A 23966-nucleotide genomic window follows, 5' to 3' on the forward strand; every position below is an offset into this window, starting at 1 on the left:
TTCATTACACAACAACGTTAACGAAACCGAAAATTCGGCCACAAAAAAAACGAACTCTCATAAGTTCGTTTTTTTTATATAAAATATTTCATTAAAATCTATTCAGCCAATGCAGCGCCAGAAGCAGCAACAGATCTATCAATTTTACGCATTAAACCTTGTAACACTTTACCTGGTCCAACCTCAATAAATTCAGTTCCACCATCAGCAATCATTGCTTGCACACATTGCGTCCATTTTACAGGAGCCGTTAATTGAGCAATTAAGTTTTCTTTAATTTCATCCGGACTCGTAACTGCTTTGGCAACTACGTTTTGGTATACTGCACAAGTAGGCTCGCTAAATACAGTTGCTTCAATTGCCGCTGCTAATTCTGCTCTTGCAGGCTCCATCATTGGCGAGTGAAACGCACCACCAACAGGTAGTAACAACGCTCTTCTTGCTCCTTTTTCCGTTAAAACCTCACAAGCTTTTTCTACTGCAGCAACTTCTCCAGAAATCACTAACTGTCCTGGGCAATTGTAATTTGCAGCCACCACTACTCCATCAATTTCTGCACAAGTTTCTTCTACTAAATTGTCTTCCAATCCTAAAACTGCCGCCATGGTACTTGGTGCAGCTTCACATGCTTTTTGCATTGCCAAAGCACGTTTAGAAACTAATTTTAAACCATCTTCAAAAGTTAAAACGCCGTTTGCTACTAAAGCAGATAATTCTCCCAAAGAGTGTCCCGCAACCATTTCTGGCTGAAAAGAATCACCTAAAACTTTCGCTAAAATTACCGAGTGTAAAAAGATTGCCGGCTGTGTAACTTTCGTTTCTTTCAACTGTTCCGCCGTTCCTTCAAACATAATATCTGTTATCGAAAAGCCTAAAATCTTGTTTGCTTTTTCAAAGTATTCTTGCGCTAATGCAGACTTTTCGTATAAATCCAATCCCATTCCTGTAAATTGCGCTCCTTGACCCGGAAAAATATATGCTTTCATAAAATATGTGTTTTTATAACTATTTATTCTTTTAATTAGTAGCAAAAATAATCATTTTTATTGGAAGCTAATCCCGCTTTCCGCACTCGCTTTTTTTATTCCGAAAAAGAATAAAAAAGAGCTCAAACAATTGCTGCAATCGGGGCTAAACTTGTTTGCCAACTATTTGTAATCCTAAAATAGCAAATAGCTTTATCTTTAGTAAAGTTTTCAAGAAACTCATTCAATGAGCAGATATCAAAAAAATTAAACCATTCTATATTGTAAAACCTCAAAGGTTTTAAAAACTTTGAGGTTTATAAATTAGCTAGTTTTGTAGTTATTAATCTATAAATATTTATATTTTTAATGTACTAAAAGAACTACTTGTAAAAATAATATCAAATAACTAAATTATCAGCTATTATTGTAATCAACTTAAAAAAATTTCGTCTATATAATTAGAAAACAAAAAACAATGAAAAAAATACTTATAGTAATCGTCACTCTTTTTGCATTATCAAAAACAAATGCGCAAACAGCAATATTTCATAATTTGTTACAAAATAACGTAACCAAAGACGGAGTTGTAGATTACAAATCACTAAAACAAGATCCATCAGAATTAAATAGTTATATTTCTTATTTAGAAAAAACAACTCCAGATAATTCATGGTCAAAAAACAAACAAAAAGCATTTTGGATAAACGCCTATAACGCCTATACTCTTAAACTTATTTTAGACAATTATCCTTTAAAAAGTATTACAGACATCAAAAAAAATGGACTTATTGCTTGGAAAATACCGTTTGCTAAAGTTGGTGGAAAAACCTACACTTTAGATCATATAGAACATACCATTTTAAGAAAAAAATTCTCGGACCCCAAAATACATGTTGGTGTAAATTGTGCTTCAGGTTCTTGTCCTAAATTAGGAAACAAAGCATTTACAGAAAAAAATATAGAAGCAGAATTAACGCATTTAATGAAAGTTTTTGTAAACGATACTTCAAGAAATAAAATTACAGAAAACAACATTCAAATATCTTCTATTTTCGATTGGTTTAAAGAAGATTTTATCAAAAAAGGTACAATTATCGATTTTTTAAATAAATATTCAGAAACTAAAATTAGCCCAAAAGCAAAAATTAGTTATCTAAAATATGATTGGTCGTTAAACGGAAAGTAGTATTTTTATTTTTCAAATAAACATCAAAAAAGATTATGATGTTGCACCTTAAATAGAATTTGAAAGAATCGTAAAACACAACAAAGAACTTGGAAACAAGTTCTTTCTCTATTCTAAAAAAAATAGTTATCGAAGTTAAATTAAAATAACGTCTACCAAAGGAACAAATAAATATATAATGAAGAAATTTTTAATTCTTTTTCTACTGGTAACATCAACGCTATCTGCACAAAAGAAGTTAGATAAGTTGTTAAACAAATTCAACAAGAACAATGTTCCTTATATTTCTGTCGATACATTAGCAACTACAAAATCTTTTCTTTTAGACGCTAGGGAGCCAAAGGAATACAATGTCAGTCATTTAAAAAATGCGATACTTGTTGGTTTTGATCATTTTAACATCAGCGAAACAGTAGATAAATTACCTAAAAATAGAGATGCAAAAATTGTGGTGTATTGTTCTGTTGGTGTCCGTTCAGAAATTATTGCACATCGAATTATAGAAAAAGGCTATACAAATGTTTACAATTTGTACGGAGGAATTTTTGAGTGGAAAAATAACGGTTTTCAAGTAATGGATACCTTAGGGGATACGACAGAAAAAGTCCACACTTACAATAAAGAATGGAGCAAATGGCTTACAAAAGGAGAAAAAGTTTATTAAAAATTTTTTCAGTAAACAGTTCTAGTTTTCAGAGATCACTCTTGTGCTTAAAATAAAAATATATTAAAAAAAATCTTACCGCATTAAAACATAGTCTATAATCTCTATGCTTTCCATGTGGTGAAAACTTGATACATTAATGGAAAATAAAATAAATAGTAAAAATTTATTATTAATCTTTACCAGAAACCCGGAGTTAGGCAAAGCAAAAACACGTTTAGCTAAAACAGTTGGTGACGAAAAAGCTTTAGAAATCTATAAATTTTTATTAGAAAAAACACGTAATATTTCCTCTGAAGTAACATCCGATAAAGCCGTTTATTATTCAGTAAAAATTAGAGAAAACGATATTTGGGATGCAAATAGCTATCAAAAACACCAACAAGTTGGAGAAGACTTGGGCATTAGAATGTTAAATGCTTTTAAAAATAGTTTTGATGCGGGTTATAAAAAAGTTATGATTATTGGTAGTGATTTGTATGATTTAACATCAGAAAACATAGAAGACGCATTCAAAAAACTAGACACAAACGATGTGGTTTTAGGACCTGCAGAAGACGGCGGTTATTATCTTTTAGGTATGAATGCTTTACAAGAAAACATCTTTAAAAATAAAGACTGGGGAACGGCTTCAGTTAGAAAAGATACATTAACAGATTTACAAGATAAAGCAGTATTTTTGTTAGAGGAATTAAATGATGTTGATGTTTTTGAAGACATAGAGCATCATCCTGCATTTGTACAATTTTTACAATAACAAATTTTCTCTCAAGTTCAGTGGAGAGAGAATGTAATTTAGGTCTCGACTGCGTTAGACCAGAAAACAAGATGAAAAAACAGCAATTACAAGAAACCATCGATTTTTTAAAATCAAACGGAATTACAAACCCAGAAATCGGCATTGTTTTAGGAACAGGATTAGGAAAGCTAGTTGACGAAATTTCAATAGAAAAAGAAATTTCGTATTCAGATATTCCCAATTTTCCGGTAGCAACGGTAGAGTTTCATTCTGGTAAATTAATTTACGGAGAATTGTCTGGAAAAATGGTACTTGTAATGGCTGGACGTTTTCATTTATACGAAGGTTATAATGCTTGGGAAGTTACTTACGGAATTAGAACGATGCACGGTTTAGGTATTAAAAACTTATTAGTTTCTAATGCCGCAGGAGCCATTAATCTTACTTATAAAAAAGGAGATTTAATGCTGATAAACGATCATATTAATTTACAAGGAAGTTCTCCTTTAGCTTTTAAAGGAGCCAATACTTTTGGAAATATTTTTGCAGATATGTTAGAACCGTATTCTAAAGAAATAAATACTAAAATTATTGCAGTTACCAAAGAGCAAGATATATTATTACACGAAGGTGTTTATACAAGTGTTTTAGGTCCTCAATTAGAAACTAGGGCAGAATATAGAATGTTGCAAATTTTAGAAACTGATGCCGTTGGTATGAGTACCGTACCAGAAGTTATTGTTGCAAAACAACTCAACCTACCTTGTGCAGCCATTTCTGTATTAACGGATGAATGTGATCCTAAAAACTTACAACCTGTAGATATTTCAGAAATTATTGCCATTGCAGGTAAAGCAGAACCTAAAATGATTACGCTGTTTAAAGAAGTAATTAAAGTGTTATAAATAAACACTTAGACATTATAAAAAAACTCCTAATTCAATAATTAAAATAGAATTAGGAGTTTTTTTTGATTCACTTTCAACCAACAAGCACTTTATACCATTATAGCTTCTTGCTATTATAAGTAATTACAGCGACTGAATTTGCAGGAATCGTAGCAATAGCAACCGTTTCTCCTTTTTCTACACATTGATAATTTTTTGCTGTATTCGTTTTGTTTTGAACAAATAAAAACACGGTATTGTCTTTCTTTAGAGAAATAATTGTTCCTTTAGAAAAAGAAGCAATCCTTTTTGCTCCTGGTTGCATATATTTACTAAGCAATGCCATTACAGCATAATCAGGATTATAGGTAACCTCTTGTTTTTCTCTATCAATATTAATAAGACTATTCTGTTTCCAATTCCATCCACTTTCTCCGGTTTCGTTTAAAACCATATTCCAATAACAGTAATTAGAGATTCCGTAATTTATATAAGAAGCAACCTCTCCTAATCTTTTAAAAGCTTGCTCTACTGTATTTTTTCCATTGTAACAAACGCCTTCAGTATGCATTGTTGGCTTATTATTCACCAACAAGTTCATATCACTTATAAATTTTGTGTTGGTATACTGTATGCCAATACCATCTACAACGTTAAGGTACGCATCTTTGTTTGCAAACTCTAAGGCATCTAAGGCTCCATAAGTACGGAAAGTACCTGCCCAAATTTCAGTTTTAATGTTTTTATCATCAAACTCTGGACGCAAATAAGAAGCTATAAATTTATACATCTGTTCTGGTTGCATTACACAAGAAGGGTATTTTGTACTAATATCTGTTTCGTTCTGAATTAAAATTTTATGTACATCAATTCCTTCTTTTTTATAAGCGGATACATATTTAGCAAAATAAGAAGCATACGCTTTGTAAATTTTAGGATCGTCTTTTAATTTGTTTTCTGCTGCATTTTCCTTTCCTTGATCCATCAGACCCGAATATTTCATCCATCCTGGAGGACTCCATGGAGAAGCAAATAATTTTAAATTCGGATTGTACTTTTGAGCAAGTTTAATATATGGAATCACACTTTTTTCTTCTCTTTTGATAGAAAAATGTTCCATTGCATAATCATTAGGTACTTCGGCATAACTATAGGCATTTGTGCCAAAATCACTAGCCCCAATTGCAGTTCTACAAAATGAAAACTGAGCTTGGTCTTTACTAAAAAGATTACTCATAACGTTTTCTCTACTTTCTTCTGGTAATGACATTAATGCTAGTCCACCAATTTCATTAAACGCACCACCAATACCTGTAATTTCTTGAAATTCTATATCTGGGTAAACTGCTATTTTTTCTCCAAGTGTTTGCCCCTTTTCACCTTTGTATTCCTTTATTGGGAGTGCAGGTATTTTTACATCTTTTTTTAACGCTACATAATAAACTTTCGTTTGAGAGTTTGCAGATAACCCAATTAATAAAAGACTAAATATGTTTAAAATTATATTCTTCATACACTTTTACTTTTTTAAAAAAAGTTTTTTATTGATTACAGACAATGAATTTTGCGGATATGAAGATAATTATTTTGTTTGAGAATTTACTATATTTTAAGTCCTTATTGTTTTATTTTAGCAATACCAATACCCTTTTTAAATATTTCTTTTCGGGTAAGTTTTTAAATTAAAAATAGACTTCTTATAAACGATGTTGCAAATGCCATCTTTAGATTATGAACAAATACTTAGACATTATAAAAAACTCCTATTCCGATTATTGGAATTACGTAAAACAATCTGTTTTAATGGACCTCAATTGGGAAAACTATTTCTACGGATTAATTATTATTTCTTTAGTAGTTTGGGGATTAGAAGCTATTTTTCCTTGGCGCAAAAACCAATCATTATTTAGAAAAGACTTTTGGTTAGACACTTTTTACATGTTTTTCAATTTCTTTATTTTGAATTTAATTGTCCTTATTGCCTTATCTAATTCGGCAGCAGAAGTGTTTAATGATATTTTAGGAATTGTAGGGTTGTCAATTGCAAATTTTCAATTATTAGAAATTAATAACCTACCATTTTTTGCACGTATTTTTATCTTTTTCATTGTTGTTGATTTTGTACAATGGTGGACACATAGATTATTACACACATTCGAGTTTCTTTGGAATTTCCACAAAGTGCATCACTCAGTAAAAGAAATGGGCTTTGCCGCACATCTACGTTACCACTGGATGGAACCTGTTGTTTACAGTTCTTTAAAATACATTCCGTTAGCAATTATTGGTGGATTTTCTGCACAAGACGTAGCTATAGTTCACTTTTTTAATATTTTTATTGGGCATTTAAACCACGCAAACATTAATTGGGATTACGGTTGGTTAAAATACATTTTAAACAATCCGAAAATGCATATTTGGCATCATGTTAAAGAATTGCCTGAGGACAGAAAAAATGGTGTAAACTTCGGAATTACATTAAGTATTTGGGATTATATTTTTAAAACAAACTACATTCCATATTCTGGTAGAGATATCGAATTAGGTTTTGAAGGTGATGAAGAATTTCCTAAAAACTTCATAGAACAAGAACTATATCCTATAGTAAAAAAGTAACTCTTTTTGTATCTTTATCACTTTTTAAAATCAACTATATGAAATATATTAAAATTCTATTTTTATTCCTTTTTGTACAGGTTTCTGCGCAACAAGGAGGTATGTGGATTCCTTCGCTTTTAGAAGGAATGAACGAACAAGAAATGACTTCTTTAGGAAGTAAATTAACAGCAAAAGACATTTACGATGTAAACAATTCTAGTTTAAAAGATGCTATTGGGCATTTTAACGGAGGCTGTACTAGTGAAATTATTTCTCCAAAAGGTTTAATTTTAACCAATCATCATTGTGGATTTGGTCAAATTCAATCTCATTCTACCTTAGAAAATGATTATTTAAAAGATGGTTTCTGGGCAATGAATTTAGAGCAAGAATTACCAAACCCAGGTTTATATATCGAGTTTATTGTGCGTATTGAAGATGTTACAGACAGCGTTCTTGCAGGTGTAAATGATTCTTTAACTGAAAGAGAAAAACAATCTATCATTACAAAAAACGGGAATGCTTTACAAAAAACAATTACCAAAGAAGCTTGGCAACAAACCAAAATAAAATCCTTTTTTCAAGGAAATCAATTCTTTTTATTTGTAACAGAACGTTTTGAGGATATTCGTTTAGTCGGTGCACCACCAACAAGTATTGGTAAATTTGGTAGCGACACAGATAACTGGGTTTTTCCTAGACATACTGGAGATTTTTCTATGTTCAGAATTTATGCAGATGCAAATAATCGCCCTGCAAAATACAGTAAAGACAACGTACCTTATACACCAAAACACTTTTTACCAATTTCTTTAGACGGTGTAGAAGAAGGAGATTTTACCTTAGTTTTTGGTTTTCCAGGAACCACAGATGAATACTTACCTGCTGCTGCAATTAAACATATTACTGAAGAATACAACCCAACAAATATTGCCATTAGAGAAGCTGCATTAAAGGTTATTGATGCAAAAATGAAAGAGAGTGATGAAGTTCGTATTAAATATGCTTCTAAACAAGCTGGAATTGCAAATTCTTGGAAAAAATGGATTGGAGAAAATTTAGGAATCCAAAAAAGTAACGCCGTAGAAAAAAGACAAGCTTTTGAAGCTACATTTACAAAAGCCTTGGCAGAAAAAAACTTAACGGAAAAGTATGGAAATATTCTTCCTGAATTTGATCGTTTGTATAAAGAGTTTGCTCCGATCAACATCAAAAGAAGAAACTTTATTGAAGTCTTTTTGGTGACCAATGAGCTAATGAGCATGACTTTTAGAGCATATCAATTTGAGCAAGCAATTAATAAAGATCCAAAGTCTTTTGATAAGGCAAAAGCTGCTATAGAAAGCACTTTAAAAGGCATTCACAAAAATTATGATGTGGGTGTAGACAAAGGTGTGTTCGAAAATGTAATGCCTTTCTATAACGATAACGTTGATGCTAGTATTTATGAAAAAACAGCTTTTACGAATCTAGATACCGCTTTACAATTGTTTGATGGAAAAGCTAAAAAAGTGCTTAAAAACTTGAATAATGATGCTGCATATCAATATGCAAAACCAATGATTGAAGCATTTTATAAGGATTTGAATAGAGAATATCAACTAAAAAATGAACCGATTGTAGCTTTGCAAAAAACCTACATGAAAGCATTGATGGAAGCATTGCCAAATGCGCGTTATTTTCCGGATGCAAACAGTACTTTACGTGTTACTTACGGACAAGTAAGAGGTTATGCGCCTAGAGATGCCGTTTACTATAATCCTGTTAGTTATTTAGATGGAGTTATAGAAAAATATGTTCCTGGAGATTATGAATTTGATGTTCCAGAAAAATTGCGTGAACTTCATAAAACAAAAGATTACGGACAATATGCTGATAAAAATGGTAAAGTTCCGGTTTGTTTTTTAGGTACAAATCACACCACAGGTGGTAATTCTGGAAGTCCTGCAATAGATGCTGAAGGAAACTTAGTCGGTCTAAATTTTGATAGAGTTTGGGAAGGAACCATGAGTGATATGAACTACGACCCTGAAATCTGTAGAAACATTATGGTTGATGTTAGATATGTATTATTTATTGTTGATAAATATGCTGGAGCGACTCATTTAATAGATGAAATGACTATAGTACACCCGAAGAAAGGCAAATAATTAAAGTATATATTAAGTATTAAAAAAGGTTTAAGAAACATTTATTTTCATGTTTCTTAAACCTTTTTTTTGTGTTGAAAATTCAGTGTATTTCTGTCACTAAATAGTAATACTACATTGTAGGTTTCGAAGTTATTCCTTTTTGAAATGACTCAATACACTAACACATTCTAAAAAAATAACTGGAACTATGAGATTCCTCTTCCTTCCTCATTCTGAATGACAATTATAACTCTTTAAGAAAATAAAGGTTTTACTTATTTCTACCTTTTTCATTAGGGTACAAACTTGGTAAACTATCACTTTGTACAAATTCTTTGGTGTCAATATTTAAGCCAGTAACCTTTCCCTTAAAAGCGGCACCTGTATCAACATTCCAAACATTTGCAATGTTGATTGGGTTTGGTTCATTGTAGTTTGTTGTTGGCGTATGACCAATGTAAATTTCTTTATAGTGTTGTATTCTTTTCGGATAGAATAAAGAGTCTTTTTCGATTTTAGAATCTAAAGCTAAAAGCATCTCCCACAATGATCTATCTAAATAAAACAACTCTTTAAATTGCTCTTTTTCTACGCCATGTAAAGAAGTAAAACCAGCATGTAAAAACAATCTATTTTCTGTGTCTATATGATATAATGGTAAGTTTTCAAAAAAAGTAAGGTGTTGCTGTTTCTCTTCAATAGAGAAGCCTCCATAACTTTCCATGGTTTCTTTACCTCCGTGTAAAAACCAAATAGGATTTACATCATTCGCATCTTTTAACCAATTCTGACACCAAACATCATGATTTCCTTTGATAAAAACACAGTCGAATTTTTGAGACAACTCTAGTAAAAGCGCAACAACTTGTGCAGATTCACTCCAACCATCTACATAGTCTCCCATGAAAATAATTCTATCTCCATCTTTTAATTCAAGCTTATTTAAAACCTGAATTAATGCTTTTAATCCTCCATGAATATCTCCAATTGCAAAAGTTCTCATCTAAATTTGTTTTTGACAAAACTAAGTATTTTTATAAGAGAATAAGAATTGTAAGATTAAATTTAGATTACTAATCTTACTTTTTAGAAATACTTTTAAAGATCTCTAAACCTCATTATTCTGCAGTAAAAGTTTCTTGTATCATCAGGTTTACCCAAAAATCATCACTTAAACCCATTACAGTAATTTTATAATCTTCATTTAAAATTAATGCTGCTGGTGTATCTAAATTTATTTTTGAAGTAACGTTAGAAGTGTCATAATATTGAAACAATTTATCTTCTGTAAAAGTTCCGGATAAAAAATCACTATCAGTATCCGTAATTATTTCTAAATATTCAACATTTTCTAAATAAGAACCATCCGTCCAAGTAAATATCGGCATTAATGATTCACTCGAATCTATGGTAAGATCGGTAAACCATTCTGTAGGTCTTGTTTGATTTTTAATTTTTACTGGATTAGAAATATGTAATGTTTCATTAATAACATACGTAACAATACACCAACTTTCTGAATCATCTGTTCTATTGTACCTTCTAAGTTCACCTCCATAAACAGCTTCATCTGTCAGCATTTTTCTTCTATAATTAGAAAAATCATTTTCATCTACCAACGTATTATCTGTTTCATAATACCTCATGGCAGAAGAACCTGTTAAGAAATCATAATAAATATAAGAAAGACTCTGGGAACCACTACTACTTGCTGCAAAAGCTAGCGCACTTTCAATTGTTTTTGTTGAATTTAAAGCCACATACTCTTCCAAATTTCTTGGTACAAATGATTCTAGAATTACAGTATTTACCCAATAATCATCACTAATTGCCATCATAGTAAAAAGATACTCTGTATCTTCTACCAAATCATCAGGCGTTCCAGAAACGCTTAAAGAACTCTCTACATTAGACGTGTCATAATATTGAAATGTTTTATCTAAAGTATATGTTCCGGAAACAAAAGTTTCATCGTCTACTTCAGAAATAGCTTCAAAATAAATTACATTATCACTCACTCCAAAATCTGACCAAGTGAATTTTGGGGTTATTGTTGTTGGATATTCTATAGTAACTTCATCCGTCCAACTTGTTGGGTTTGTTGCATTTTTTAAACGAATTGGATTCGATTTATGCAAATCACCATCTAACATATAGGTAACGATACACCAATTTTCTTCGGAACCAGACCTTGAAAAACGCTTCAATTCACCTTCATAAACATTAGTTGCAGTTAGGTTCTGTCTTCTGTAATTAGAAAAATCTAATTGATCTACATTTAGGCTATCTGCTTCATAATATCTAATATCCGTAGCTCCTTCTCCTGGTGCAGCATATATATATGTTGTACTAGTGTCTCCACTTGCACTTGCTGCATATGCAAAAACTTCTCCTAAATCTGTATTTGATGAAGTATCTATATATTCCTGTAAATTTCTTGGAACAGTAATATCATTATCTTCGGTACAAGAAAATAAAAAAAAGCAAACAAAAACTGTTCTCAAAAAATTTTTAATAGTCATATCTTTTTAAATTTTAATCGTAATAATTGGCAAGGTAGAATGATTTGCAATATCCTCGGCAATACTTCCTGCAAAAATATGAGATAATCCTTTTCTACCATGCGTAATTACAGAAATTAAATCTGCTCCTAATGCATTCGAAAAATTTAGGATCCCTTTTTCTACAGTTCTATCGCAAACATAATTTACATTAATCATTCTATGAACATCTCCTTCTGCTTTTAATAAAAAATTATTTGCCATTTTTTCCATTTCAGAAGTTGTTTTAAATTCTTCATTTGGTAAATTCACATATAAAATATGTTTTTGGGCATTTAAAAAGTCTAATGTTTTTAACATTCTTTGAAATCCAGGAATACTTTCTTCAGAAAAATCTGTGGCTACCACAATGTCTGAAAAATCAGCATTTACCATTTCATTTTTTATAACTAAAACCGGTAAGTTTGCAAATCTCACTACTTTTTCTGTATTAGAACCTACAAAAAATTCTTTTAGACCACTTGCACCTTCAGATCCCATAATTATTAAATCTGCATTTAATTCTTTGGCAATGTCATTTATCTCACTAAAAACTTTAAACTGTTTTATAACAGGAATAAGTTTTACCCCCTCTAAAAAATCTTTAACCAGAAAATCTTTAAACTTTTTTTCTGCTAATTTTAAGAAAAAAATTGCTTTTTCATGCTGATTATCTTCACTCTCCGTTAAAGAAATTTCTTGTAAATCTAACATGTGCAACGCGTAAACAGTTGCTTTGTATTTTTTTGCTAACAAAGCAGCCGTTTTTAAGGCATGCTCAGAATGTACAGAAAAGTCTATGGGTACAATTATTTTTTTCATGGTAGTAGTAGTTTTTTGTTAATATGCTAATTTAAGCGCTAATTACCTAAATATATAGGATATTCGTCATATTTTAGATTGCTAATTTTCTTGATATAATTTTCTAATTGTTGCTTCTGCTGGTTTATTTTGGGGTGTAAATCTATTATCATTATTTCCACCAACTTTATCGTGTTTATGAAACCACTTCCAGATAAAACCACCTGCAAACCATTCTTCTTTCCAAAACTGATTATGGATTGCTTGTAAACCATTTACCTGAGCTTGCAAATTTACACTACCTTCTACCCTATTTGCGTCCCAAGGTTCTTTACCTGTATAATCTACACTTCGGTAACCGAACTCTGTAAATAAAATAGGTTTATTAAATTTCTGTTGAACTTGTAAAATTTCTTTTTTGTGAGGCTGCCAACTTAATTCGAACTCCTTCACAGAAGGTGTTTTTTTATCGCTTAAAGGAAAGTAAGCATCTACACCAATAAAGTCTAATTCCTTCCAAAATATAACACGTTTATATTCATCCCAATTTGCAGCGTAGGTTAATTTCCCTTTGTAAACTTTTTTGATTTCTATAATTAATTGATGCCAATATTCTGGCCTATTCATTACAAAATCTTCTAATTCTGTACCAATACAAAATATGTCTGCATTAATTTCTTGTGCTGCTTTTGCATAGGTTAAGATAAAATCTGAGTAAGAAACTTCTAATGTTTTCCAGTTCTCTTCAGAATCCATTTTTATATCACCTGTAAAAAAACCATGACCAACCCAAATTTGAGGTTTCACCATAATTTTTACATTCTTTTTCTGAAATTCTTCTGCATACTGCAATAAACCTCCTCTAGTTTCTCCAAACCACTGTCTGCTAGAATTAAAACCAACTTTAGGAAAAGAAAGGTCTCTGATAAATCCAAATGGCATTAATGCAACATAATTACTTTGCGCTTCTAAGACCGAATTTATATGTGTTTTATTTATTGTATCTCTTGATGCAACAAAACTTAATCCGTTTATTTTTTTCTGTTGACTATTGCATGATAACTGAATGAATATCAACAATAAAAAAAGTAGTTTATAGGTTTTCATATCGCCCGAAAATAGCTATTTAATAAAACAATGCTCTTAAACCAATGTTAAAACTTTGTACTAATAGTATAAATATTCCTCTTACTTATTTACTCTCTAAATTTTATTTAATAATCGGCATCTGTATCGATCTTAAATATTTCTTTAGAAAACTATCAAAATCATTATTAGTTCTTTTATCCATTCCTAGAATTATGCTAATCATTTAGTTAAGTATCTAAAAACAAGTAGTACTAACCACAATTAATAGATACTTTCATCCATAAAAAAAATTACTCAAAAAATAAAACATTCTCCTTAATCACATTCAACAAAGACCTATTTCTTTATTTAAATCCATTCTAAATTAATCTATGCGATTAAGTTCTTAACTTTAGCTTCGACTTAACCCTCAAGAATCAATCACCCTATGAAGCATATTGTAATAATCGGTAACGGAATTTCTGGAGTTACCACTGCGAGACATATCAGAAAAAATTCTGATCATAAAATAACAATCGTTTCTGCAGAAACTAAATATTTCTTTTCTAGAACTGCCCTTATGTATGTCTACATGGGACACATGAAGTTTGAACATACACAACCTTACGAGAATTGGTTTTGGAAAAAAAACCGCATAGAACTACGAGAAGGATTTGTTAGTAATGTAAATACAGACAAAAAAGAATTAGAGTTTAAAGATGCATCTACTCTTTCTTACGATCAATTAATTATAGCAACAGGATCTAAACCCAATAAATTTGGCTGGCCAGGGCAAGATTTAGATGGAGTTATGGGTATGTATCATAAACAAGATTTAGAAAAATTAGAAAAGTTTGCACCAGACAACAAGGCTTGTAAACGCGCAGTAATTGTTGGTGGTGGGTTAATCGGTATTGAATTAGCAGAAATGTTAAGAAGCAGAAAAATACCTGTTACTTTTTTAGTGCGTGAAGATAGTTTCTGGAACGGGGTTTTACCTACACAAGAGTCGGAAATGATTAACAATCATATAAAAGAACATCATATAGATTTACGTTTAAGCACCAATTTAAAAGAGATTAAATCTGATGAAAACGGACGTGTAAAATCGATTATTATTGAAGAAACTGGAGAAGAAATTCCTTGTAATGTGGTTGGATTAACTGCTGGTGTAACTCCAAATATAGATTTCTTAAAAGAATCTGGTATCGCCTTAGGTCGTGGTGTAAAAGTAAATCGATTTTTAGAAACAAATATAAAAGATGTTTTTGCAATTGGAGATTGTGCAGAACAACACGAAGCTATTGGGCAACGTAGAAATATTGAAGCTGTTTGGTACACTGGTAGAATGATGGGCGAAACTTTAGCGCAAACAATTTGTGGCAATAAAACAGCTTACAAACCTGGACATTGGTTTAACTCTGCAAAGTTTTTAGATATAGAATATCAAACCTATGGTTGGGTCTTTAGCGAAAAAGGTAAGCAAGAAAATGAAACCTATTTTCAATGGCAACATCCAACAGAGCATAAATGTATTACGATTTCTTTTGATAAAAATACACATCTATTTTTAGGGATAAATACCTTCGGAATTAGAATGCGCCATGAAATTTTTGACAAATGGTTAACCGAAAACCAATCTATTGAACATGTTTTAGAGTATTTAGCCGACGCTAATTTCGATCCTGAATTCTTTAAATTACATGAAGCTGAAATTTTAGCAAAATTCAATACAGAAAACAACACCAATATTCAATCCAAAAAGAAAAGTTGGAAACGTATTTTTTCTCTTAATTAAAGAAATACGTTTAAAGAAATCCAATTTTAACTCATAACACCCCATAATTATTTTGAAACTCATAAAACAATCAGGTTTAATCATCTTCTTAGCAGGATTAACCTTCTTTATAGCTACCGTTTTCACAGGTTCGTTTAACTTAAAACAAGCGGAATTAGATACTTTTATAAAAGAAAAAGGCTATAAAAGTGAAATTATAAAAGAAGAATTATCAAAGGCAATTGTAACAGAAGAAAACTTAAATATTTTTCAATTCTCTAGCCGTGTAATCAATGCTTACGAAACCTCTAATAATCATTACGATGCATTAATTGCTAAATATGATTCAGAGAAAAATTGGGACGCAAAAGGAAAACAATTTCAATATAAGATCTCAGGAAAACCACATAGTATCAGTTTTGAACTTGCAAAAAAATCTGGTAAAGGTTTTGCTGCAGACAATACAGGTTTGGCTTGGTTTTTAACCTTTGGTTTAGGTATTATTGGGGCACTTATGTTTATTGTGCCTGATGTAATTTTACTTGGTAAACCTGGAATTAAAAACGATGGTATTTTCCTAAGCGCAGTTACCAACCGTGGTTGGATTGGTTGGTTTACTTTTATATTCTTGGTTACTTTTTATATTTTACTTTACTTTTATCCAGATTTCATTGTAAACTGGGTGTATTTGGTAGATCCAATAAGTAAATCTCTTAGCGGAAATCCTGCCGGTCAATGGTTCTTATATGGTTTTTTATACTGTACAGTAATGACAGTTATGGCAGTGAGAATGTATATAAAATACCGTCATAATAAATACCAAATATTAAGAACTACTTCTGTTTTATTCTTTCAAATTGTATTTGCTTTTTTAATTCCAGAAATTTTAGTTCGTTTTCAAATGCCTTGGTATGATTTTAAAAATGCTTTTCCTTTAGATTACGACTTTTTCTTTAGATGGAATTTAGAAGAACTGCTTGCTAGTGGTGCTTTCGGCTTATTTATTTTAGTTTGGGGAGTTGTTTTAACTATTGTAGTTGTACCTGTAATGGTTTATTTCTTCGGAAAAAGATGGTATTGTTCTTGGGTTTGTGGTTGTGGTGGTTTGGCAGAAACATTAGGAGATCCTTACAGACAAAACTCTAGTAAAACCCTACTTTCTTGGAGAGTAGAACGTATTGTGATTCATACTGTATTAATTTTTGTTTTGGTAATGACTGGGTTTGCTTTGTACACTTTCTTTACCCAAGAAAGTCAAGTTTTAGGTATTAAGACACAAACGATTCAAGATATTTATGGTTTTTTAATAGGTGCTATTTTTGCGGGAGTGATTGGTACTGGTTTCTACCCAATTTTTGGGAATAGAGTTTGGTGTCGTTTTGGTTGTCCGTTGGCTGCATATTTAGGTTTTGTACAGCGTTTTAAATCTAGGTTTAGAATTACCACAAATGGTGGACAATGTATTTCTTGTGGAAACTGTTCTACATATTGTGAGCAAGGAATTGACGTAAGAGCTTATGCACAAAAAGGAGAAAACATTATACGTTCTAGTTGTGTTGGTTGTGGTATCTGTTCTGCTGTTTGCCCAAGAGGAGTTTTAAAATTAGAAAACGGACCAGAAGAGGGTAGAATTAATCCTACAGAAATCTTATTAGGAAACGATGTTGACTTAATGGATTTGATGAATAAGAAGTAAGAATAAACTTTACGACTTATTTTAAAGCTATTCAAAAATATCCTGAAAAGCATTTCTTTAAGTTCGTAAGAAAACGAAACATATATTACTGAATGTAAAAAGATAAAGCCACAAAATAATTTTTGTGGCTTTATAAATTAAACTAAACTAACACTCAATTTTATTATAGATTTAGTAATAAAAATCGATCTATTACATGAACCATACCATTGGTAATTATCATAAATAGAGGACAATGTATTTCTTATAGAAACTTGTTCTACGAATTATGAGCTAGAAATTGATATTAGAGCTTATGCACAACAAAAAGGAGGAAACATCATACGTTCTAGTTGTGTTGGTTGTGGTATCTGTTCTGCAGTTTGTCTAAAAGAAGTTTTAAATTAGAAAAACAAACCAGAAGAAGGTAGCAGCATTAATGCTTCATAAATTTTATTAGTAAACGATGTTGACTTAATCGTTTTAATGAATAAGAAGTAGAAGTAGAAGTAGAAGTAAACTTTACAACTTATTTTTATGCTATTTAAAAAGCATTTCTTTATGTAGTAAAAACTAAACATATATTCCTGAATATAAAAATCAATTTTTTGTAAAAAATAAAGCCACAAAATAAATTTGTGGCTTTAAAAATCAAACTAAACTAACACTCTATTTTATTATAGATTTGGTAATAATACTCTATCTATTACGTGAACGATACCATTTGTTGTTTGTACATCTGGTATTACCATATTTGCAACTTCACCACCATTTCCTAAACCAGTAACCGTAAGTGTACCATTAGTAAAAGCACCTAAAGTTAAATCATCTCCCCCTAATGGAGATAATGCTCCTTCACTTAACTCTGAAGTAAATTTACCATCGTTTGCTATTACATGATTTAAAAGTACAGATGTTACTACCTCTACTGGTAATTGACGAATATCTTCTGGTTTTGTAAAAGTTAATCCTAATGCAGCACCTAAATCAATAAATGCCTGGTCTGTAGGTGCAAATACTGTAAATGAAGGGCTACCTTCCGAAGCAGAAAGTGCTCCTGCTAAATCTGCATAAAGTACAGCTTCCACTAAATAAGTTAATTCTGGTGATGTAAAAACCTGAGCCGTTTGAAGCGCTATTGCTGTTTGTACAATATCAGCTCCAGAAGCAATCATAACTTTATCAATTACGTGCACAGTACCATTACTTGCCATAACATCGGTTGCCAATATTTTAGAACCATTAATATATGTATCCCCATCACGAGTTATAAAACGTCTGTCAATTCCAAGAGCAGATGTTGAAGAAACATCAGCAGAAATTGCTGAATTAAGTAAATTTCCATTAGAAACATGATATAATAATGTATTCGTCAAAAATGATTTTTGAAGTGCTCCCAAAGTATTTTCATTTAATCCCAATCTTGCAAAAGCATCATTAGTTGGTGCAAAAACGGTATAATCTCCAGAAGCATCTCCTGGATTAGGGTTACTTAAAACAACAGCAACACCTCCAGCTACCGCTGCAGCTTCTAACGTACTAAAATCTTGATTTGTAACAGCAATATTAGCTACAGAAGGTAATTCTTCTTCGTAATTAGATGTTGTTTCACATGAACTTAATGTACTAATAGCCATCGCTGACATTAATATATATTTTGATATAGATAAATTTTTCATAATTGTATATATTTTTTATTGATTGATTAAAATGAGTAAACAACACCACCGTAAACCCCTGTAGATTTACCAACGTTTCTACCACTAACATAACTACTAACTCCTGCTGTTATACCTACAGATGCATCTAATGGCACAAAACCATTAACACCTATTCTTGTATAGTTTACACGTGTTGCAGGAAAAAAGCCTTCAAAACCTTCGCCTAAAATATCTACACCATCTTTATCTGATAATTGGTTAGCAACAAATGCATCTACGTAAAATTTAGAGGATGCATACCCTAACTTTAATTCTGTGATAAAAGCATTTGGAACATCGTTACCTCTTAAACTGTAACCAGCCTGACCTGTTGCAAACATTCCTGAATCGTTTTTAAAAGTAGCAATACCAAAAGCACTAAACTTAGTCGACTCATTTCCAATAGCAATAATAGATTGCAAACCTTCATCTGCTCTGTAACTACCTAAAGGTGTTTCTAAACCAGCAGCTCCAATTAAGGATAAAGAGTTTTTATCAAAATCAAAAGTGTGAATTTTATACTTCGCATAAATTTTTAAATCTTGAAATCCTTTTCTTTCATTTTGAAAGCCATTATTTGCTAATACTTCACTACTTGCATTTCCTTCAGATTTAATATAAGGTACATTTAATACAATATTAAAATTATCGGTTACACCAATTTCTCCGTATAAAGAAATACTTGTTGTAGTTACATCATTAAATACAGGTACTCCGTCTACTTCATTAGGTACTAAAAATACCTTACTATAAGATTCTTGAGAATAAGATAAGACCAAAGCGCCTTCTCCTGTTTTTTTCATAAATCCACTTACTGGGCTCTGAGCCATACAAATAGTGGTAAACATCATGCATAATCCTGCAAGAGTTCCAATGTTATTCATTTTTTTAATTGTCATAATTGTTTTGTTTTAAATGTTAGTGACACCATACTTACGTAAAAAAACAAGTAGCGGTTTTAAAATTTTAAAAAAAACCTTAAACAAAATAATTTCGTATGTATTAAACACAAGAAATAACCGACTAAACAAGAAATTGACATGTTTAGGTATTTTATTAATTAACCTATAAATAGTAACTAACTAATTTCAATTCACTAAAAAACAAGAAACTATAAACAAAAAAACAATATGATTCTTAAATATGCATTATGTCTCTTTTTTATTTCAACCTATGCTCAAAATGAAAAAGAATTTGTTCAAATTTTTAATACTCAAGGAAATTTACAATCTAAAGGATGGATTCAAAATAATGAAAAGGTAGATTTCTGGACTTTTTATCATTCAAATGGTAACATTTCAAAAAAAGGTCATTTTAATCACGATAAAAAAAATGGATATTGGTACTTTTACACCGAAAATAATATATTATTAAAAGAAGGCACTTATACGAATGATTCTGCTAATAATTGGTGGACCTTCTACAGTAATAAAGAGAAGAAAAAAATTCAGTTTAAAAATGGTGTTAAAGATGGTTATGCATTGATTTATAAAAATAATCGTCTAAAAAAAGCAGAACATTATAGTGCTAACGAAAAAACGGGAGAGTGGACATCTTATTTTATATTTAAGAAAGATAATCCAAATGTAAATTTTTAATGGATCAACTAATAAAAGTAATTATACCTGCTTATAACGAGCAAGATTCTATAGCAAATGTTATTAACGACATTCCTAAAATAGTAAATGAAGTTATTGTAATTAGCAACAACTCTACAGACAATACAGAAGTTAATGCAAAAAATGCAGGTGCAACTGTTTTAACAGAAACTAGAAAAGGATATGGTTTTGCTTGTTTAAAAGGAATGGAATACATTAGTAAGCAAGAAACAAAACCAACTATTATTGTATTTCTAGATGGAGATTATTCTGATTACCCAGAACAGTTAACAGAATTAATTCACCCAATATTACATGATAATATCGATTTTGTAATTGGTTCTCGTGTAAAAGATACGAGAGAAAGTGGTTCTATGACGCCGCAACAAGTCTTTGGGAATTGGCTAGCTACCTTTTTAATGAAGTTATTTTTTGGCGCAAAATATACAGACCTAGGTCCTTTTAGAGCTATAAAATACGATAAACTACTAGCCCTAAACATGGTAGATAAGACTTATGGTTGGACGGTAGAAATGCAATTAAAAGCATTAAAACAAAAATTAAGTTACGTAGAAATTCCTGTAAAATATAGAAACAGAATAGGCGTTTCTAAGGTATCAGGTACTGTAAAAGGAAGTATCTTTGCAGGAATTAAAATATTAGGTTGGATTTTTAAATACAGTTTTAAATAGTGGTTATAGAATACATTATCATAATTATTTACTCGTTATCGTTATTGCTCATTTTTATGTATGCATTAGCGCAATTAAATTTACTTTTAAACTATTTAAAAGCAAGAAAGAAAGTAGATAACTCAGAAAAATTTAATTTCTCAAATACAAATGAGATTCCGTTTATTACCATACAATTACCCGTTTATAATGAGTTGTATGTAATGGAGCGCTTGTTAAAAAACATTGCGTTATTAGAATACCCAAGAGAAAAGTTAGAAATTCAGGTTTTAGATGATTCTACCGACGAATCTGTAGAAATAACTGCGAAACTTATCAAAGAAATTCAAGCGCTTGGTATAGACATTCAGCATACTAGAAGAAGCAATAGACAAGGCTTTAAAGCAGGTGCGTTAAAAGAAGGTTTAAAAACAGCCAAAGGAGAATTCATCGCTATTTTTGATGCAGATTTTTTACCAGAACCAGATTGGTTATACAAAACTGTTCCTTATTTTAAAGACCCAGAAATTGGTGTTATTCAAACACGCTGGGGGCATATTAACAGAGATTATTCTACGCTTACTAAAATTCAGGCTTTTGCTTTAGACGCACACTTTACTTTAGAACAAGTAGGTAGAAATAGTCAAGGACATTTTATCAACTTTAATGGTACTGCTGGTCTTTGGAGAAAAGAATGTATTTATGATGCTGGTAACTGGGAAGGAGACACGCTTACTGAAGATTTAGATTTAAGCTATAGAGCACAATTAAAAAATTGGAAATTTAAATACCTAGAAAACGTAGTTACACCGGCAGAATTACCGGTAGTTATTAGCGCTGCTAGATCTCAACAATTTAGATGGAATAAAGGTGGTGCAGAGAATTTTCAGAAGATGATGAAACGTGTTATTAAAAGTAAAAACGTTCCTTTTAAAACTAAAATTCATAGTTTATTACACCTATTAAACAGTTCTATGTTTACATGTATTTTCTTGGTAGCAGTTTTAAGTGTACCTATGTTGTACATTAAAAATGAATATGCGCATCTAAAAATATACTTTTATGTAATGAGCTTTTTTGTAATAAGCTCACTAATATTTTTTGTTTGCTATTGGTTTATGTTTAAAGCAATTTATGGTGGCGGATTTGTAAAATTCATAAAATATATTGGATCTTTTTTCACCTTTTTCTCCATTGCAATGGGGTTTTCTTTACACAATACAATTGCTGTTTTAGAAGGTCATTTAGGTAAAAAAAGTGAATTTATAAGAACTCCAAAATTCAATATTAATGGATTAAAAGGAGAATGGAAAAGCAACAAATACATAAAGAAAAAGCCATCTTTTCATGTTATTTTGGAAGGTTTATTGGCTCTATATTTCGTTTTTGGTATGTACAGTGCATTTGTTGTAGGAGACCAAGGTGGAGATTTCGGTTTATTTCCTTTTCACTTAATGCTTTTTATTGGGTATAGTTATGTATTCGTTAAATCAATATTCTCGAAAGTTTAATGTCGTCTTTTACCAAATACAAAGACGTATTCCTAATTTTAATTAGCACACTTTTATATGTAATTTTTGCCTATTATTTAGAAAGAACAGAATTCTATAAACTTTTATTTTTATGGTTTTCACTTTTTACTTGTTTCTTTTTTTTGATAAAAAGCAAATCTATAAACATCTCAACTTTAATTGGATTAGTGATTCTTTTTAGGTTGATTTTTCTCTTCGCTATCCCAAATTTATCTCAAGATTTCTACAGATTTATTTGGGATGGACGTATGATTCTTGAAGGATTAAATCCGTATTTATCGTTACCAAAAACCTACATTCAACAAGGTCTTCACCCAATAGCAGAAACATCTAATTTGTATGCTGGTATGGGAGAAATGAACGGAAGCCACTACACCAATTATCCTCCTATAAACCAACTCTGTTTTTTAATAGCTGCGTTGTTTGCTAGTAAAAGTATATTTGGTTCTATTGTAGTTTTAAGACTGATTATTATTCTTGCTGATATTGGAATTCTGTACTTCGGAAAAAAACTACTAGAAAGATTAAACTTGCCTGTAAAAAACATTTTTTTGTATGCGTTAAATCCCTTTATAGTTATAGAAATGACAGGTAACTTGCATTTTGAGCCAGTTATGTTATTTTTCTTAATTTGGAGTTTTTACAAATTACATCAACAAAAATGGATATGGGCCGCAGTTCTTTTAGCCTGCTCTGTTTCTGTGAAGCTAATTCCGCTATTATTTTTACCTTTGTTTTTTCAATGGTTTGTAAACTCTAAGATGAATGCCACAAGCATAAAAAAATCTTATAGTGATAAAAAATTAAAATGGATTACTACCTTCTCGGGAATCAAAAAATTGATAGGTTTTTATGCAATAACATTATCAACCATCATCATTCTATTTCTTCCTTTTTACTCATCTGAATTCGTTAATAATTATGCTAATTCTGTAGGCTTATGGTTTCGTAATTTTGAATTTAATGCAAGTTTCTATTATATTTTTAGAGAAATTGGTTACCTATTTAGAGGTTATAATGAGATTGCAATTATTGGGAAAATCACTCCCATTTTAACGATATTATTTTTAGTCATAATCACTTTTTTTAGAAAAAACAACGCTTTAGTTCCATTAATCACAGCAATGTTATTTGGATTGTGTTTTTATTATTTCACGGCAACAACCGTACATCCTTGGTATTTGGCAACACCTTTAATTTTATCCATTTTTACGAAGTATCGCTTTCCAATAATCTGGACAATTGTAATTATTTTTAGTTATCAAGCCTATGCAAACAATCCTTGGGAAGAAAACCTGTGGTTCGTTGGTATAGAATACGTTATCCTCTATGGGTTTCTTATTTTTGAACTTCTAAAGAACCGTAAATATTATAAAATTGTAAAATAATTATTTTATATCATAACTATGATTGGAATTTTGTATTTTAGT

General features: G+C 30.8%; 20 protein-coding genes. 12 read left to right on the top strand and 8 right to left on the bottom strand.

Annotated elements, in window-relative coordinates; genetic code table 11:
- Positions 1 to 98: 98 nt before the first annotated feature.
- Positions 99 to 986 carry an ACP S-malonyltransferase gene (gene fabD, locus H0I27_RS14085; RefSeq protein ID WP_218731257.1) on the bottom strand — a complete coding sequence of 296 codons (888 nt, stop codon included), beginning with the start codon at positions 984 to 986 and terminating at the stop codon, positions 99 to 101.
- 457 nt (positions 987 to 1443) lie between these two features.
- Between fabD and H0I27_RS14090 the strand changes: the two genes are divergently transcribed.
- The 4 genes from H0I27_RS14090 (at position 1444) to H0I27_RS14105 (ending at position 4462) form a co-directional block, all read left to right on the top strand.
- Positions 1444 to 2154 carry a DUF547 domain-containing protein gene (locus H0I27_RS14090; RefSeq protein ID WP_218731258.1) on the top strand — a complete coding sequence of 237 codons (711 nt, stop codon included), beginning with the start codon at positions 1444 to 1446 and terminating at the stop codon, positions 2152 to 2154.
- A 178-nt stretch (positions 2155 to 2332) separates the two neighbouring features.
- A complete protein-coding gene (locus H0I27_RS14095; protein WP_218731259.1) occupies positions 2333 to 2818 on the top strand; it encodes a rhodanese-like domain-containing protein in 486 nt (161 codons plus the stop codon).
- Between the two features lie 139 nt (positions 2819 to 2957).
- Positions 2958 to 3575 carry a TIGR04282 family arsenosugar biosynthesis glycosyltransferase gene (locus H0I27_RS14100; RefSeq protein WP_218731260.1) on the top strand — a complete coding sequence of 206 codons (618 nt, stop codon included), beginning with the start codon at positions 2958 to 2960 and terminating at the stop codon, positions 3573 to 3575.
- A 71-nt stretch (positions 3576 to 3646) separates the two neighbouring features.
- Positions 3647 to 4462: a purine-nucleoside phosphorylase gene (locus H0I27_RS14105; protein ID WP_218731261.1), complete on the top strand. Its 816-nt coding sequence runs from the start codon at positions 3647 to 3649 to the stop codon at positions 4460 to 4462.
- A 100-nt stretch (positions 4463 to 4562) separates the two neighbouring features.
- Here the strand turns inward: H0I27_RS14105 and H0I27_RS14110 are convergent, their stop codons facing one another.
- A complete protein-coding gene (locus H0I27_RS14110; protein WP_218731262.1) occupies positions 4563 to 5957 on the bottom strand; it encodes a hypothetical protein in 1395 nt (464 codons plus the stop codon).
- A 218-nt stretch (positions 5958 to 6175) separates the two neighbouring features.
- Between H0I27_RS14110 and H0I27_RS14115 the strand changes: the two genes are divergently transcribed.
- Together H0I27_RS14115 and H0I27_RS14120 are read left to right on the top strand one after the other, a co-directional pair.
- The gene (locus H0I27_RS14115) at positions 6176 to 7060 is read left to right on the top strand and encodes a sterol desaturase family protein (protein ID WP_218731263.1); all 885 of its coding nucleotides are present in this window, start codon (positions 6176 to 6178) and stop codon (positions 7058 to 7060) included.
- A 38-nt stretch (positions 7061 to 7098) separates the two neighbouring features.
- Positions 7099 to 9192: a S46 family peptidase gene (locus tag H0I27_RS14120; RefSeq protein ID WP_218731264.1), complete on the top strand. Its 2094-nt coding sequence runs from the start codon at positions 7099 to 7101 to the stop codon at positions 9190 to 9192.
- Positions 9193 to 9445: 253 nt separating this feature from the next.
- Here the strand turns inward: H0I27_RS14120 and H0I27_RS14125 are convergent, their stop codons facing one another.
- From H0I27_RS14125 to H0I27_RS14140, 4 genes are all read right to left on the bottom strand, one after another.
- Entirely contained in the window at positions 9446 to 10177 is a 732-nt protein-coding gene (locus H0I27_RS14125; RefSeq protein ID WP_218731265.1) for a metallophosphoesterase family protein, read from the bottom strand.
- Between the two features lie 115 nt (positions 10178 to 10292).
- Complete coding sequence (locus tag H0I27_RS14130; protein WP_218731266.1) at positions 10293 to 11696, bottom strand: hypothetical protein; 1404 nt, start codon at positions 11694 to 11696, stop codon at positions 10293 to 10295.
- Between the two features lie 6 nt (positions 11697 to 11702).
- A complete protein-coding gene (locus H0I27_RS14135; protein WP_208890128.1) occupies positions 11703 to 12536 on the bottom strand; it encodes a universal stress protein in 834 nt (277 codons plus the stop codon).
- A gap of 81 nt (positions 12537 to 12617) precedes the next feature.
- A complete protein-coding gene (locus H0I27_RS14140) occupies positions 12618 to 13622 on the bottom strand; it encodes a glycoside hydrolase (protein WP_218731267.1) in 1005 nt (334 codons plus the stop codon).
- A 409-nt stretch (positions 13623 to 14031) separates the two neighbouring features.
- On the opposite strand from H0I27_RS14140, the gene H0I27_RS14145 reads away from it, so the two are divergent.
- Together H0I27_RS14145 and H0I27_RS14150 are read left to right on the top strand one after the other, a co-directional pair.
- Complete coding sequence (locus H0I27_RS14145) at positions 14032 to 15381, top strand: NAD(P)/FAD-dependent oxidoreductase (RefSeq protein ID WP_218731268.1); 1350 nt, start codon at positions 14032 to 14034, stop codon at positions 15379 to 15381.
- Positions 15382 to 15433: 52 nt separating this feature from the next.
- The gene (locus H0I27_RS14150) at positions 15434 to 17056 is read left to right on the top strand and encodes a 4Fe-4S dicluster domain-containing protein (RefSeq protein WP_218731269.1); all 1623 of its coding nucleotides are present in this window, start codon (positions 15434 to 15436) and stop codon (positions 17054 to 17056) included.
- A 656-nt stretch (positions 17057 to 17712) separates the two neighbouring features.
- On the opposite strand, the gene H0I27_RS14155 is transcribed toward H0I27_RS14150, so the two are convergent.
- Together H0I27_RS14155 and H0I27_RS14160 are read right to left on the bottom strand one after the other, a co-directional pair.
- Positions 17713 to 18714 carry a fasciclin domain-containing protein gene (locus tag H0I27_RS14155; protein ID WP_218731270.1) on the bottom strand — a complete coding sequence of 334 codons (1002 nt, stop codon included), beginning with the start codon at positions 18712 to 18714 and terminating at the stop codon, positions 17713 to 17715.
- Between the two features lie 26 nt (positions 18715 to 18740).
- Entirely contained in the window at positions 18741 to 19634 is an 894-nt protein-coding gene (locus tag H0I27_RS14160; RefSeq protein WP_254712761.1) for a hypothetical protein, read from the bottom strand.
- A 231-nt stretch (positions 19635 to 19865) separates the two neighbouring features.
- On the opposite strand from H0I27_RS14160, the gene H0I27_RS14165 reads away from it, so the two are divergent.
- From H0I27_RS14165 to H0I27_RS14180, 4 genes are read left to right on the top strand one after another with little or no spacing between them, the layout of a single operon-like run.
- Positions 19866 to 20333 carry a toxin-antitoxin system YwqK family antitoxin gene (locus H0I27_RS14165; protein ID WP_218731271.1) on the top strand — a complete coding sequence of 156 codons (468 nt, stop codon included), beginning with the start codon at positions 19866 to 19868 and terminating at the stop codon, positions 20331 to 20333.
- Positions 20333 to 21025 (top strand): glycosyltransferase family 2 protein, encoded by a 693-nt coding sequence (locus tag H0I27_RS14170; RefSeq protein WP_218731272.1) that lies wholly within the window; start codon positions 20333 to 20335, stop codon positions 21023 to 21025. Before H0I27_RS14165 ends, H0I27_RS14170 begins: the two co-directional genes overlap by 1 nt.
- Positions 21025 to 22515, top strand: coding sequence for a cellulose synthase family protein (locus H0I27_RS14175; RefSeq protein WP_218731273.1), 1491 nt, complete (start codon positions 21025 to 21027; stop codon positions 22513 to 22515). Before H0I27_RS14170 ends, H0I27_RS14175 begins: the two co-directional genes overlap by 1 nt.
- A complete protein-coding gene (locus H0I27_RS14180; protein ID WP_218731274.1) occupies positions 22515 to 23924 on the top strand; it encodes a mannosyltransferase in 1410 nt (469 codons plus the stop codon). Before H0I27_RS14175 ends, H0I27_RS14180 begins: the two co-directional genes overlap by 1 nt.
- Positions 23925 to 23966: the final 42 nt, after the last annotated feature.

This window comes from Polaribacter sp. HaHaR_3_91 (assembly GCF_019278525.1).
GTDB lineage: Bacteria > Bacteroidota > Bacteroidia > Flavobacteriales > Flavobacteriaceae > Polaribacter.